This window comes from Atlantibacter sp. (assembly GCF_032062175.1).
Taxonomy (GTDB): Bacteria; Pseudomonadota; Gammaproteobacteria; order Enterobacterales; family Enterobacteriaceae; genus Atlantibacter.
The window spans coordinates 22,143-34,927 of the sequence record NZ_DAMBQK010000035.1 but is presented as its reverse complement, the minus strand read 5'-3'; the positions used below and the strand labels follow the sequence as shown (position 1 = coordinate 34,927).

13 protein-coding genes are annotated in these 12,785 nt (G+C 57.0%); 6 read left to right on the top strand and 7 right to left on the bottom strand.

Annotated elements, in window-relative coordinates:
* The 5 genes from RT120_RS20910 to lipA all read left to right on the top strand — a co-directional run.
* Window positions 1-290: SPOR domain-containing protein (locus RT120_RS20910; protein WP_312985699.1), on the top strand; the 290-nt coding region annotated here is incomplete at its 5' end.
* Window positions 291-429: 139 nt separating this feature from the next.
* Window positions 430-1,641 (top strand): D-alanyl-D-alanine carboxypeptidase DacA, encoded by a 1,212-nt coding sequence (dacA, locus tag RT120_RS20905; protein ID WP_312985697.1) that lies wholly within the window; start codon window positions 430-432, stop codon window positions 1,639-1,641.
* Between the two features lie 104 nt (window positions 1,642-1,745).
* A complete protein-coding gene (gene ybeD, locus RT120_RS20900; RefSeq protein ID WP_002436065.1) occupies window positions 1,746-2,009 on the top strand; it encodes a DUF493 family protein YbeD in 264 nt (87 codons plus the stop codon).
* A 97-nt stretch (window positions 2,010-2,106) separates the two neighbouring features.
* On the top strand, window positions 2,107-2,772 hold the full coding sequence (lipB, locus tag RT120_RS20895) for a lipoyl(octanoyl) transferase LipB (RefSeq protein ID WP_312985713.1): 666 nt from the start codon (window positions 2,107-2,109) through the stop codon (window positions 2,770-2,772).
* A gap of 186 nt (window positions 2,773-2,958) precedes the next feature.
* Window positions 2,959-3,924, top strand: a complete 966-nt coding sequence (gene lipA, locus RT120_RS20890; RefSeq protein ID WP_312985695.1) for a lipoyl synthase — start codon at window positions 2,959-2,961, stop codon at window positions 3,922-3,924.
* Window positions 3,925-4,010: 86 nt separating this feature from the next.
* On the opposite strand, the gene tatE is transcribed toward lipA, so the two are convergent.
* Together tatE and RT120_RS20880 are read right to left on the bottom strand one after the other, a co-directional pair.
* Complete coding sequence (gene tatE, locus RT120_RS20885) at window positions 4,011-4,214, bottom strand: twin-arginine translocase subunit TatE (protein ID WP_312985693.1); 204 nt, start codon at window positions 4,212-4,214, stop codon at window positions 4,011-4,013.
* A 126-nt stretch (window positions 4,215-4,340) separates the two neighbouring features.
* Entirely contained in the window at window positions 4,341-5,129 is a 789-nt protein-coding gene (locus RT120_RS20880) for a deaminated glutathione amidase (RefSeq protein WP_312985691.1), read from the bottom strand.
* A 105-nt stretch (window positions 5,130-5,234) separates the two neighbouring features.
* Here RT120_RS20880 and crcB point away from each other — a divergent pair, with 105 nt between their 5' ends.
* Entirely contained in the window at window positions 5,235-5,618 is a 384-nt protein-coding gene (crcB, locus tag RT120_RS20875; RefSeq protein WP_312985689.1) for a fluoride efflux transporter CrcB, read from the top strand.
* A 224-nt stretch (window positions 5,619-5,842) separates the two neighbouring features.
* Here the strand turns inward: crcB and cspE are convergent, their stop codons facing one another.
* The 5 genes from cspE to RT120_RS20850 all read right to left on the bottom strand — a co-directional run bounded on the left by cspE (window position 5,843) and on the right by RT120_RS20850 (window position 12,785).
* Window positions 5,843-6,052 carry a transcription antiterminator/RNA stability regulator CspE gene (gene cspE, locus RT120_RS20870; RefSeq protein WP_002436076.1) on the bottom strand — a complete coding sequence of 70 codons (210 nt, stop codon included), beginning with the start codon at window positions 6,050-6,052 and terminating at the stop codon, window positions 5,843-5,845.
* A gap of 203 nt (window positions 6,053-6,255) precedes the next feature.
* Window positions 6,256-6,828, bottom strand: coding sequence for a lipid IV(A) palmitoyltransferase PagP (pagP, locus tag RT120_RS20865; RefSeq protein ID WP_409515074.1), 573 nt, complete (start codon window positions 6,826-6,828; stop codon window positions 6,256-6,258).
* A gap of 155 nt (window positions 6,829-6,983) precedes the next feature.
* Window positions 6,984-10,106, bottom strand: coding sequence for an efflux RND transporter permease subunit (locus RT120_RS20860; protein WP_312985687.1), 3,123 nt, complete (start codon window positions 10,104-10,106; stop codon window positions 6,984-6,986).
* Window positions 10,103-11,533 (bottom strand): efflux RND transporter periplasmic adaptor subunit, encoded by a 1,431-nt coding sequence (locus tag RT120_RS20855; protein WP_312985685.1) that lies wholly within the window; start codon window positions 11,531-11,533, stop codon window positions 10,103-10,105. Before RT120_RS20855 ends, RT120_RS20860 begins: the two co-directional genes overlap by 4 nt.
* Window positions 11,526-12,785, bottom strand: coding sequence for a TolC family protein (locus tag RT120_RS20850; RefSeq protein ID WP_312985683.1), 1,260 nt, complete (start codon window positions 12,783-12,785; stop codon window positions 11,526-11,528). Before RT120_RS20850 ends, RT120_RS20855 begins: the two co-directional genes overlap by 8 nt.

Below are 12,785 nucleotides of genomic sequence, written 5' to 3'. Positions count from 1 at the left end.
TCACAGCGCCCGGCTCCGTGCAGGGGAGCGTCAGTGCCCCCGTGGGTGCCGCCGCAACCGGCAGCTATGTGGTCCAGGTCGGCGCCGTCAGCGACAGCGCCCGCGCCAGCCAGTGGCAGCAAAAGCTCAGCCAGCAGTTCGGCGTGCCGGGCCGCGTCACGCCTAACGGCGCGGTGTATCGCGTTCAGCTTGGGCCGTTCAACAGTAAATCCGAAGCCGCCGCGCTCCAGCAACGTCTGAGCAGCGAAGCGCAATTACAGTCATTCATAACAAACGGCGGCGCGCAGTAACGCGCCCGGGCTGGCTGGTACGGCGTTGGCGGGTAAAAACCGCTAACAAAGTCATTCGCAAAGTCGGATGCCAGCCCAACCGCCATTTGTTATAGTAAGGCACTTTTTTTCACTTCATCACGGATGTCGTTGTTTTACCATGAAGACCACTCTCTCCGTACGTTTCGCTAAGCGCATCGCGCTCACCACAGCGCTGGCCGTTGCGGCACTCTCCACCGCCCATGCCGACGACCTGAATATTAAAACGATGATCCCAGGCGTCCCGCAAATCGATGCCGAGTCTTACATCCTGATTGATTACAACTCTGGCAAAGTGCTGGCGGAGCAAAACGCGGATGTGCGCCGCGACCCTGCGAGCCTGACTAAAATGATGACCAGCTACGTCATCGGCCAGGCGATGAAGGCAGGAAAATTCAAAGAGTCTGACCTGGTGACCATCGGCAACGACGCGTGGGCCACCGGCAACCCGGTGTTCAAAGGCTCCTCGCTGATGTTCCTGAAACCGGGCATGCAGGTTCCGGTATCCCAGTTGATCCGCGGTATTAACCTGCAATCCGGTAACGACGCCTGCGTGGCGATGGCGGACTACGTCGCGGGCAGCCAGGACGCGTTCGTTGGCCTGATGAATAACTACGTTAACGCGCTGAACCTGAAAAACACTCACTTCCAGACCGTGCACGGCCTGGATGCAGACGGTCAGTTCAGCTCGGCCCGTGATATGGCGTTGATCGGCCAGGCGCTGATCCGCGATGTGCCGAACGAATACACCATCTATAAAGAAAAAGAGTTCACCTTCAACGGCATCCGCCAGACCAACCGTAACGGTCTGCTGTGGGACAACAGCCTGAACGTGGACGGCATCAAAACCGGTCATACCGATAAAGCCGGCTATAACCTGGTGGCATCAGCCACTGAAGGCCAGATGCGCCTGATCTCCGCCGTGATGGGCGGTCGTACCTTTAAGGGACGCGAAGCGGAAAGCAAGAAGTTGCTGACCTGGGGCTTCCGTTTCTTTGAAACGGTGAACCCGATTAAAGCGGGTAAAGAATTCGCCTCCGAGCCAGCCTGGTTTGGCGATCACGATCGCGCCTCTCTCGGCGTGGATAAAGACGTCTACCTGACCATTCCGCGCGGCCGCATGAAAGACCTGAAAGCCAGCTACGTGCTGAACACCAGCGAACTGCATGCGCCGCTGGCGAAGAACCAGGTGGTCGGCACCATTAACTTCCAGCTGGATGGCAAAACCATCGAACAGCGTCCGCTGGTGGTGCTGGAACAGATTGAAGAAGGCAATTTCTTCGGCAAAATCATTGATTACATCAAACTGATGTTCCACCACTGGTTTGGATAAAAATTGAACACTTGAAAGTGTGATTTACGTCCCCATATACTAAGCATCAAAACAACTCCCGCTCAGGCGGGAGTTATTATTTTTTATCCAATGCTGGAGCTGACATGAAAACCAAACTTAACGAACTGCTTGAATTCCCGACGCCCTTTACTTACAAAGTGATGGGTCTGGCGAAGCCGGAGTTGGTTGATATGGTCGTTGAGGTAGTTCAGCGCCATGCGCCTGGTGACTACACACCGCAGGTTAAACCAAGCAGCAAGGGAAACTACCACTCCGTTTCTATCACCATTAACGCCACGCATATTGAGCAGGTAGAAACCCTGTACGAAGAATTAGGGAATATCGAAATCGTTCGTATGGTGCTGTAATCCCCTACCCGGCCTCTGGCCGGGTTTGTTGTCTTCGGGCCCGCAAGGCCCGGCTGTGTTATACTCCCCGCCACCTTTTTCCTCCGGAGACGCAGTGTTGTTTCAGGAAACCATTCTTATTCGTCAACTCGGTTTGCAGCCCTATGCGCCGATTTCGCAGGCCATGCATGATTTCACCGATACCCGCGACGCCGATACGCCTGATGAAATCTGGCTGGTTGAACATCAACCTGTGTTTACCCAGGGGCAAGCCGGTAAAGCAGAACATGTTCTGATGCCGGGCGATATCCCGGTTGTCCAGAGCGATCGCGGCGGCCAGGTGACCTATCACGGGCCGGGCCAGCAGGTAATGTACGTGATGCTCAATCTGAAGCGACGTAAGCTTGGCGTGCGCGATTTAGTGACCTTGCTGGAGCAAACCGTGGTCAACACCCTGGCCGATCTGGATATCGAAGCCCACCCCCGTGCTGATGCGCCAGGTGTTTACGTTGGCGCTAAGAAAATCTGCTCGCTGGGCTTACGTATCCGTAAAGGTTGTTCATTCCACGGCCTGGCGCTGAATATCAATATGGATTTAGCACCGTTTCTGCGCATTAATCCATGCGGCTATGCGGGCATGGAGATGACCCAGGTGAGCGCTTACCGTAACGGCGCAACCCTCGACACGGTTAATCCGCTGCTGCTGAAGCATACGCTGGCGCTGTTAGGGAACCCGCCGGTGGAAAGGGTCAACGAACCGCTGAGCAAATCAACAGGGTCGTAACCTGCGCAAGGGCACAAAATAACAACCATTTTACAATTCTGTTCCCTTTTTACCTGCGGTGAGGCTGCTTTACCGCAGGGACTAATGATATACTGCGTCGCGTTAATTCAAAAATAGTTGATAAATACAACACTTACTTGAATTGAGACGCTTTCCTTCGTTATCCGCAACTGGAACACGCATGCTATGAGTAAACCCATCGTGATGGAACGCGGCGTTAAATACCGCGACGCCGACAAAATGGCCCTTATCCCGGTTAAAAACGTGGCGACAGAGCGAGAAGCGCTGTTAAGAAAGCCGGAATGGATGAAAATCAAACTTCCTGCTGACTCAACGCGCATCCAGGGCATCAAAGCAGCCATGCGTAAAAACGGTCTGCATTCGGTGTGTGAAGAGGCCTCCTGCCCTAACCTCGCAGAGTGCTTCAACCACGGTACCGCCACCTTTATGATCCTGGGCGCCATCTGCACCCGTCGCTGCCCGTTCTGCGACGTTGCCCACGGCCGCCCGGTTGCACCCGACGCTAACGAACCGCTTAAGCTGGCGCAGACCATCGCCGACATGGCGCTGCGTTACGTGGTGATCACTTCCGTTGACCGTGACGATTTACGTGACGGCGGCGCACAGCATTTTGCCGATTGCATTACCGCCATCCGCGAGAAAAGCCCGAGCATTAAAATCGAGACCCTGGTGCCCGACTTCCGTGGCCGTATGGACAAGGCGCTCGATATCCTCAACGCCACGCCGCCAGACGTGTTCAACCACAACCTGGAGAACGTGCCGCGTATTTACCGCCAGGTACGTCCAGGTGCCGACTATAACTGGTCGCTGAAGCTGCTGGAACGGTTTAAAGAAGCGCATCCGGAAATCCCGACCAAATCCGGTTTGATGGTGGGCCTGGGTGAAACCAACGCAGAAATCATTGAAGTAATGCGCGATTTACGCAGCCACGGCGTCACCATGCTGACGCTGGGCCAGTACTTACAGCCGAGCCGTCACCACCTGCCGGTACAGCGCTACGTCAGTCCTGACGAGTTTGATGAGATGAAAGCCGAAGCCATGGCGATGGGCTTTACCCATGCTGCCTGCGGCCCGTTCGTCCGCTCGTCTTATCACGCGGATATGCAGGCCAAAGGCGAAGAAGTGAAGTAATAGTTTGTTACGTTAGAATCTGCAGACAATAAAAAACCGGCTTATCTGAGCCGGTTTTTTTCTACCTTAACGTCGCGTCGCTGCAATTACTCTTTATGAGTGATGCGTTCGCCGGTCACGTCGTTGGCAGCAGTGGTTTTCGCCGCGTTTTCATCATCATTCATGGCTTTTTTGAAGCCCTTGATGGCTGCACCCAGGTCACCGCCCAGCGTACGTAACTTTTTGGTCCCAAACAGCAGAACCACCAGTGCGGCAACTACCAGCAGTTTGGTAATACTAATCTCACCCATACTTACCTTCTTAATAAACAGGCGCCGGAATGGCAGCCGAAAAGCCAGACTCAATTAACGGTTATTTGAGCCGGACGTACAATAGCAATCTGTAACAAGGTGAATCAAGCCTTGATTAAATTTTCATCACAATAACGTTGGCGGCGCGAAGCGGCGATGCTTCAATACCGGCAATTTATCGCGCGCTTCTTTTAAACGCTCAGCCGTCACGTCCGTTACAATTAACGCCGGGCTTTCTGCCGCGGCGGCAATGGTCACGCCAAGCGGATCGATAACCCGGCTTTGACCAATATTCTTGTTGCCACACTCCCCGGCGGCAACCACATAACAGGTGCTGTCCAGAGCGCGGGCGGCCAGTAATGTTGACCAGTGATGCTCTTTAAGCGAGCCGCGCACCCATGCAGTAGGGAGAACCAGCACTTCTGCGCCGGCAAGCGCCAGGCTCAGAGCCATTTCCGGGAAACGCAGATCGTAGCAGGTCATCATACCGACCTTCATACCAGCGACCTCAACCAGCGGCCCCACCGCCGCGCCTGCATCCACCAGACGGGATTCCTGCATCGAGAATGCATCATACAGATGAATCTTTTGGTAAACCGCGACGATCTCCCCATTTCGCAACGCGATCTGGGTGTTCGCTGCACGCCCGGTGGTGGTCGGAACATGGATCGTGAGAAACGTCGTCATTTCGCTGCCCAGGCTCGCCTGGCACAGCGCACTCACGAAGGTACCCTCCAGCGCCTGCGCGGAATTCACCGACATATCAGGATCGTTGTCGTCCCGCGCCAGCAGCGCCTCCGGTAACACCAGCAGATCCACGCCCGCCGCCTGCGCCTGGCGCATATAGCTGATGCATATCCCGACATTTTTCACACTGTCAGAGGTGACTGCAAACTGCCCCGCCGCTACTTTCATCGTGCGCTCCTGATGGGTTACCGTGATTGCTCTCACAATCATAGCCATAAGTATGCCCTCAGCGGTACACTCTTTGCTTTGATCAAAACGATACAAGGCATTCATGTGATTAATATTGCCATAGCAGTTTTTCTTGGCGGTGGGTTGGGCAGTCTTGCCCGTTGGCTATTGAGCCTGCGTCTTAACCCCATGCATCATGCAATCCCCATCGGCACGCTGACGGCTAATCTGATTGGCGCGTTTGTCATCGGCGCGGGCCTTGCCTGGTTCAACCGCATGAGCCATATCGATCCGATGTGGAAATTGCTGATCACCACCGGTTTTTGCGGCGGCTTAACTACCTTTTCAACCTTTTCAGCGGAAGTGGTGTTTTTACTTCAGGACGGGCGGTTTGGCTGGGCGGCGCTAAACGTGCTGGTCAACCTGCTGGGTTCATTTATGATGACCGCGCTCGCATTTTGGTTATTTTCGCAACTTAGCGCGCGTTAACGCCGCAGTCTTAATATTGGCTTAATCTTTCCCTGCAACGATGGCGCAATAGTCCGTTGTGAGGAAATGTGATGAGAGAATATGTGCAAAGCGGTAGCGCGCTGCTGTTCACGGCATTAGTGGTGGCGAGCTTTCTGAAAATTTATCTGTTTTACTGAATGACTAAACCGAACGCAAAAAAAACCCGCAATTAAGCGGGTTTTGTATTCTTGCTGAACGCCGAATCAGATAGCGATTACGTTAGCAGCAGAAGGGCCTTTGGCACCGTTAGTGATTTCGAACTCTACACGCTGACCTTCAGCCAGAGTTTTGAAACCATTGCTCTGGATCGCAGAGAAGTGTACGAACACGTCTTTGCTGCCGTCTTCCGGAGTAATGAAACCGAATCCTTTGGACTCATTAAACCACTTAACGTTACCTTTAATCTTAGACATCAAAATTACCTTTACATGAAAAAACGACACAAATGCTGTGTCGGGCATCAGTACAACAATTGTGGTGACATTTGTCCAGTCGAAGTTTAAGAAAAAGTGATAAAAGTCGCGTTCTTTTCATCAGAAAGAGGTAGAACCGCGATTTATCCCTTAATTTTCAACGGCAACGTCACCCTCACTTAATGTAGTCTATTTTTGTACGTTTAAAACTGAAATCGTAGCCAGGCAAAGTAAACGTTACCGTTTCCATAGGTGCCGGGAATGTAGGTCATCTGAAAATTGGCTGGACCATAGCCGATTGACGCCATCGGCAACAGCACCGGAACGGGGATGTAATGCCAGTTATCGCGCGCGGTCATGCCGACGGTGTAGCCCAGGCCGGCATGAAATTTATCGTCCGCCAGCGGTCGCCAGGTGGCTTCCCAGCCGTAGCCGGCAATCGGCTCCCACTTATTGAACGAATCTTTGAAGGCCATCACGTACAAACTGTGCCAGTTGCCTTTCTCATCCCAGCGCGACTGACCGAAACCCGCGCCCCAGGGACGTTCGTTATAGGATTTCGCTTTATCATGATCATAGGCGTAACGGGCATGCCAGGTAATCACCGGCACATACAAATCGTAATGCTGGGGATTGTCCCAAGTGTCGACCACGTTATCGCGCAACGTGGTATACCCCGCGTCGATATGGTCGAGTAATTTGGCCGCCGTGGCCGTGTTGCTGACCAACGGGGCCAGAAAGATAAAAACAACAACAATTTTTTGAAATACCGTCACGTCATAAATACCCTTTATTAAACTTTTAAAAGTCTAATAAAGAATATTTTAATCAACCCTAAACGGTCTCTCGGCTATTTCCTGAAAAATCACCAATAAGCCGGAAATATTCAGATGATTCCCACTATTTCCGGCTTGATCTCTTTTCTAATCCCTTATCCCCTGGGTTTTTTGATCAACAGATACAGCGCCGGGATCACCAGCATCGATAGCAGCGGTGCGGTGATCATGCCGCCAATCATCGGCGCGGCAATCCGGCTCATCACTTCTGAACCGCTGCCGCTACCCCACATAATCGGCATCAAACCGGCCATGATGGTCGCCACCGTCATGACTTTGGGGCGCACGCGCAGTACCGCGCCTTCGTGAATGGCCTGCAACAGTTGGGGCGTTTGCTCACCGCCTGGCTCCAGCCGTTTGCGCTGCCATGCCTGGTTTAAATACAGCACCATAATCACGCCGAATTCCGCCGCCACGCCCGCCAGCGCAATAAAGCCCACCGCCCCCGCCACGGAGAGATGATAATCCAGCAGCCACAGCAGCCAGACGCCGCCTATTAAGGCAAACGGCAGCGTACCCATAATTAACAGCGCATCGCTGAAACGCTGGAAGGTGATATACAGCAGAATGAAAATAATCAGCAAAGTAAACGGCAGCACAATTTTCAACGTCGCCGTGGCGCGTTCCAGATATTCAAACTGCCCGGACCAGGAGAGCGTCACCCCCTGAGGCAGGGTGACATTCGCCGCCACAATCTGCTGCATTTCTTCCACCGCCGATTTTAAGTCGCGCCCGCGCAGGTCGACGTAAATCCAGTTAGACAGCCGCGCATTCTCGCTTTTGAGCATCGGCGGCCCATCGGCGACGGTAATATGCGCCAGCTCTGACAGCGAAACCTGGCTGCCGCTGGCGGTCACCACTGGCAACGCCCGAAGCTTCTGGATATTGTCGCGCCATTCACGTGGATAACGCACGTTGATGGGGTAACGCTCGCGTCCTTCAATGGTTTCGCCAATGTTCTGTCCGCCCACCAGCGTAGCAACCATCGATTGTAGCTCGCTCACCGAGACGCCATAGCGCGCCGCTTTACGCCGGTCGATGACGATATCCACATAGCGTCCGCCCGCCAACCGCTCCGCCAGCGCCGACGTCACCCCTGGCACCGACTTCACCAGCTGCTCGATTTCACTGGCAACCCGTTCGATGTCCTCAATCCGGCTGCCGTTGACTTTAATCCCCACCGGGCTCTTGATGCCGGTTGCCAGCATATCGAGCCGGTTGCGGATCGGCGGCACCCAAACGTTAGCGATACCCGGCACCTTGACCCGTGCGTCCAGTTCTTCCACCAGTTTGTCCATCGTCATGCCTGGCCGCCACTGGTCGTGGGGTTTAAAGCGGATGGTAGTTTCCAGCATGGTCAGCGGCGCGGGATCGGTGGCGGTTTCGGCGCGTCCGGCTTTACCAAACACGCTTTCCACTTCCGGCACGGTTTTGATTAACCGGTCAGTTTGCTGGAGCAGTTTCGCAGCCTCGCGAGCAGAAATACCCGGCAGCGTCGACGGCATATACAGCAGGTCGCCTTCATCAAGCGGCGGCATAAACTCGCTGCCGAGGCGGCTTAGCGGCCACAGCGTCGCCACCAGCAGAATTAACGCCAGCGCCACCGTGGTTTTCGGCCAGTTCAGCACCTTATCCAGCAGCGGCTCGTAAGCGCGGATCAGCCAGCGGTTGAGCGGGTTATCCTGCTCGGCGGGAATACGCCCGCGAATGAACGCGCCCATCAGTACCGGGATCAGCGTAATGCCCAGCCCGGCGGACACCGCCATCGCCCAGGTTTTGGTGAAGGCCAGCGGCGAGAACATCCGCCCTTCCTGCGCTTCCAGCGCGAACACCGGGATAAACGACAGGGTGATGATCAACAGGCTGCAAAACAGCGCGGGCCCCACTTCCACCGCCGCCTGTTCGGCAATTTTCCAGTACTCCGCGCCGCTGGGCATTTCGCCGTCGCGATCGTGCCGCCACTGCTCCAGCACTTTGTGCATGTTTTCGATCATCACGATCGCCGCATCCACCATGGCGCCGATGGCGATAGCGATCCCGCCCAGCGACATGATATTGGCGTTGATCCCCTGGTAATGCATGATGATAAACGCACCCAGAATGCCCAGCGGCAGCGAGATAATCGCCACCAGCGCCGAGCGGAAGTGGAACAGAAACAGCACGCAGACCAGCGCCACCACCACAAACTCTTCAATCAGCTTATGGGTGAGGTTTTCGATGGCGTGTTCGATCAGAGTCGAGCGATCGTACACCGGCACTATCTCCACGCCCGCTGGCAGCGTGCGTTGCAGTTCGCTGAGTTTGGCTTTCACGGCGTTGATGGTTTCCAGCGCGTTTTTACCGTAGCGCATCACGATAATCCCGCCGGTCACCTCCCCTTCCCCGTTGTACTCTGCCACGCCGCGACGGATTTCCGGCCCGAGGCGCACCGTCGCCACGTCAGAAAGCAGCACCGGCACCCCGTTGCGGTTAGCGATAACCACATTGCGGAAATCTTCCAGGCTGGCGAGATACCCGGTGGTGCGCACCATATATTCCGCTTCGCCCATTTCCAGCAGCGAGCCGCCGCTCTCCTGATTGGCCTGCCCGACCGCATCCACCACCTGTTGATGGGTAATATTTAGCGCCCGCAACCGCTCGGGTTGCAGCAGGATTTGGTACTGGCGCACCATACCGCCGACGCTCGCTACCTCTGCCACGTTGGGCACCGTTTTCAGCTCAAACTTCAGCGTCCAGTCCTGCAAGGCCCGCAGCTCCGCCAGGCTGTGTTTGCCCGCGCGGTCAATCAGCGCGTATTCATATACCCAGCCAACGCCAGTGGCGTCCGGCCCCAGCGACGCTTTCGCTTCCGCAGGCAACTGCGACTGCACCTGGCTTAAATACTCCAGCACCCTGGAGCGCGCCCAGTACGGGTCGGTGCCGTCTTCAAACAAGATATAGACGTAGGTTTCGCCAAACATGGAAAACCCGCGCACAGTTTTCGCGCCGGGCACCGACAGCATGGTGGTGGTCAGCGGATAAGTTACCTGATCCTCGACCACCTGCGGCGCTTTGCCGGGATAGGCAACGCGCACAATCACCTGCACGTCCGACAGATCCGGCAGCGCATCCACCGGCGCGCGCATCAGCGCCCAGATGCCCCACGCCGCCATCATCAGCGCGGCAATCAACACCAGGAAGCGGTTTTTCAACGAGCCTCGAATAATGGCGGCAATCATTGCGTACCTCCCTTAAGCGGTGCCAGATGCGTAATGACCGCGCCGTCGTCATTCATGGTGAAAGTAAACTGCACCTTATCCCCTGGCTTCACGCCAGGCTGTGCGGTTTTCAGGGCGAAGTCCATGGTCATCGCGCCCCACTTAAGCGCCGGGATCGGGCCGTGGGACAGCGTTACGCTGCTGTTTTCCAGCGCTTCCACCACGCCGGTGCCCTGATACTCGGTTTTCATCTCCTGAGCCGGTAACGCGCTGCGCAGGCTGGCTTCCGAGTCGATCAAGAATTGCCCAGACGTCACGACTTTCATGCCCTCATCCAGCCCGGCGGTCACCTCTACCCAGCCATCGCCGCGCATCCCGGTTTTCACATTCATTGCCCGGAAGAAACCGTCCTCTTCCGCCACCAGCACCCGGTTGGCGCTGCCGGTTTCAATTAACGACTCTTCGGGGATCGCCAGGCGCGGCGTGTCGGCATTTTGCGTGTCCCGATTGATTGCCAGATACATGCCCGGCCTGAGTTTCTGATCGGGGTTTTTAATAACGATGCGCGCCTGGAGGGTGCGGGTCGTGCTCTCCAGCGCGGGCAGCAGTTCGCTGACTTTGCCGTTAAACGTCTCACCGGGATAGCTCTCGGTGGTCGCCGAGACCGTCGCGCCCTGGCGCAGCGCCTGAGCCTGGGACTGCGGATAATCCACCACTACCCACACCGGGTCGAGGCTCGCCAGTTCAAACAGCGGCGCGGTGGCGCTGACCTGCGCCCCGGCGCGGGTGTCCAGCTTCGCCACATAGCCGTCGCGCCCGGCGCGCAGCATCAGCCGGGTTTGCGGCTTCCCGCTGCGTTCCACCCGGCGAATAATCTCTTCCGGCATAAACTGTAACGCCAGCCGCTCGCGTGCGGCGGCGGTTAACGCGCTATCCTCCAGCAAACGCACCGCGAGGTACTCCTGCTGGGCGGCGGTCCACGCCGGTATCCACAGTTGCGCCAGCGGCTCGCCCTTTTTCACCGCCTGTAGCGGCGCGCGGACATACAGTTTTTCCACCACGCCCGACGCCGGGGCCGGAATAATTTCGCTGTTGCGCTCATCATTTTGCACCGTGGCCCAGGCGGTAAACGGGGCGGCCATTTCGCGCCTCTCCACTCTGGCGGTGCGAATGCCGAGATTTTGCTGCTGGCGAGCGCTTATCGACACCCCCGCCTCGTCAGCCACCTCATCGGCGTAGCGCGGTTGCAGATCCATATCCATAAACGGCGATTTGCCCGGCTTATCAAAGCGCTGGCCCGGAACCATCGGGTCGTACCAGTAGAGCACTTTACGCTCCGGCTGAGCGTTCACGGCAGGTGCCGCGTGCTGCTGTTGCCCCAGCCAGTAGCCGCCAGCCAGCGCCGCGCCGACCACCAGCGCGATGAGTGAAAGGGATTTGCTATTCATGAGCGGCTCCTTGCACCGTCAGATATCGGATGGCGGCCCAGCGCTGCGCCATCTCTTTTTCGGCGTTAATCGCGCCAAGTTGTGCATCCAGCAGGCCGCGCCGCGCTTCGAGCACCGCGTCCAGCGAGGCCTGCCCGGAACGGTATTCGGCATTGATCACCTTCAGGCGCTGCTGGTTAAGCGGTACGATCTCCTGCTGCTTGCGGCTCCACAGGGTCTGCGCCGCCTGATATTCCGCCACCAGGCTACGCACCAGCGCGATCCGGTCGCGGGTTGCCTGCGCCAGCTGGTCGTTGGCTTCCATCGCCCGCGACACGTCGGCGGCATAGTCTTTGTCCTGACGATGAGACTGGAACAGCGGCATATCCACAGTGAACATTACCCCGGCCAAATCGCCGTACTCCTCGGCGCGCCGGGCGTAATAGACCTCCACGCCGACGTCTGGCTTCGACGCCACCGCCGACTGTGCCGAACGGGCTTTCGCTACGTCGGCTTCCCTGGCGGCAACCACCACTTCGGGGTGCGCCGCCACGCCCTGCTCGAGGACTTGTGGCTCGGCGGGCAGGCGTTGATAGCGCGGCAACGCCCCGGCGACGTTATCGATATTTTCCCCGGTGAGTTGATACAGGCGGGTTTGCGCCAGACGGGCGTCGCGTTCCGCCAGCGTCAGGTTATCGCGCAGAGCGGAAAGCGTGGTTTGCAGCGCCAGCGCCCCGGAGGCAGACGCCGCACCGCTGGCAATGCCGCTGCGCTGTACCGGGATCTGCTTTTCAGTTTCCTGCAACAGTTGCCGCGCCGCCTCGACGGCTTTTTCCGACAGCGCCAGATCCAGCCATGCCTGGGCTGTGTCGCGCTGGAGCTGCGCGCGGATCACCTGCGCCTGGGCGCTGGCGCTGGCGGACTGCGCCAGCAGCGTGTCGGCCTTACGGTCACGTTTGTCGGCGCTCACATACTTCTGCATCACGCCGACGCGCTGCATGGTCATCCCTTCGCGGGTGAATCGATGGGCGTTGCTGCCCTGCACCGGCAGGTTTTCGATACCGAATTTCAGTTCCGGGTCGGGTAACTGGCGCGCCGAATCGGCCATCGCGCCAAAGGCACGCACCTGGTTACGGTTGGCGGAAAGCTGGGCGGAATAACGCTCCGCCAGGTCGAGGGTTTGCTCAAGGCTCAGCGCCGCCGCCTGGGTGGCCGCGCTGGTCAGGACGAGCAAAACCCCGCCGAGCCAGAGGCTCAGGGTCGTTTGCTTCAT

What these genes read in the sequence shown, in the direction of transcription:
- dacA (WP_312985697.1), top strand. Translation starts at nt 430, where the DNA reads ATGAAGACCACTCTCTCCGTACGTTTCGCTAAGCGCATCGCGCTCACC.
- RT120_RS20850 (WP_312985683.1), bottom strand. Translation starts at nt 12,785, where the DNA reads ATGAAGCAAACGACCCTGAGCCTCTGGCTCGGCGGGGTTTTGCTCGTC.
- tatE (WP_312985693.1), bottom strand. Translation starts at nt 4,214, where the DNA reads ATGGGTGAGATTAGTATTACCAAACTGCTGGTAGTTGCCGCACTGGTG.
- cspE (WP_002436076.1), bottom strand. Translation starts at nt 6,052, where the DNA reads ATGTCTAAGATTAAAGGTAACGTTAAGTGGTTTAATGAGTCCAAAGGA.
- lipA (WP_312985695.1), top strand. Translation starts at nt 2,959, where the DNA reads ATGAGTAAACCCATCGTGATGGAACGCGGCGTTAAATACCGCGACGCC.
- RT120_RS20880 (WP_312985691.1), bottom strand. Translation starts at nt 5,129, where the DNA reads ATGAAAGTAGCGGCGGGGCAGTTTGCAGTCACCTCTGACAGTGTGAAA.
- ybeD (WP_002436065.1), top strand. Translation starts at nt 1,746, where the DNA reads ATGAAAACCAAACTTAACGAACTGCTTGAATTCCCGACGCCCTTTACT.
- RT120_RS20855 (WP_312985685.1), bottom strand. Translation starts at nt 11,533, where the DNA reads ATGAATAGCAAATCCCTTTCACTCATCGCGCTGGTGGTCGGCGCGGCG.
- RT120_RS20860 (WP_312985687.1), bottom strand. Translation starts at nt 10,106, where the DNA reads ATGATTGCCGCCATTATTCGAGGCTCGTTGAAAAACCGCTTCCTGGTG.